This window comes from Methylobacterium sp. J-026 (assembly GCF_022829585.1).
Lineage (GTDB): Bacteria > Pseudomonadota > Alphaproteobacteria > Rhizobiales > Beijerinckiaceae > Methylobacterium.
Map to the genome: position 1 here is coordinate 1 of NZ_JAKSYC010000328.1, position 643 is coordinate 643.

Here is a 643-nt window from a genome sequence, read left to right on the forward strand (position 1 = left end):
AACTTCCTGGCGGAACTCGAGAATTTCCGCACGGTCGAGCGCGAGCCGCCCACCGCCGCGGCGGCCGCCGAGTAGCCGGCGGTGGAACCTTCACTGTCCCGGGTTTTCAGAGGGATCATCCCATTGGCGGGCTCTCGGGGCGGAAGCGGCTTGGCACCTGCGCGAGACCGGGGATGCTGGAGACGCCGCCCTCGCCACCCTGATCGAGGAAGACATCGGAGGCCCGGATGCGCGCTTCCATTGAGGCGCGGCTGGCCAAGGCCGAGCAGCGGTTCCGCCACCGGATCCAGGGCGTTCACCGCTACACCGACGACGAGCTTGAGGGCCTGATCGCGGTTCTTCGACGGGCCGAAGCCGGCGAGGCCATCGACCCCGACCTTGAGGAGTGGGCCGTGAGCCTGATGCGCCGCGAGGGGCAGCTACCCCGATCGGAGCCAAGGCTATGAGCGTCATTGACCTGGAACGCCGCCTCGCCCGCATCGAGGCCGGCCGCCGCGGGGGCGCCCCGACCGCACTCCTGACGGATCACCCGATCGGCGACGTGGCTGGTGACCTCGCCGCGGCCGACGCGCTCACGAACTGGCAACGCTGGGCTGCCCAAGGGAAAGCGACCGTAAACAACGGCGTGCTGTGCCTCACCGGC

Annotated in this window: 2 protein-coding genes; both read left to right on the forward strand. The window is 69.8% G+C overall.

What is annotated here, in order from left to right; translation table 11 throughout:
* Positions 1-227: 227 nt before the first annotated feature.
* On the forward strand, positions 228-446 hold the full coding sequence (locus tag MKK69_RS28865; RefSeq protein ID WP_243973606.1) for a hypothetical protein: 219 nt from the start codon (positions 228-230) through the stop codon (positions 444-446).
* Positions 443-643: hypothetical protein (locus MKK69_RS28870; protein WP_243973607.1), on the forward strand; the 201-nt coding region annotated here is incomplete at its 3' end. The genes MKK69_RS28865 and MKK69_RS28870, both read left to right, overlap by 4 nt.

Excerpts from the sequence above, each read along its gene's own strand:
- MKK69_RS28865 (WP_243973606.1), top strand. The coding sequence starts at position 228 with ATGCGCGCTTCCATTGAGGCGCGGCTGGCCAAGGCCGAGCAGCGGTTC.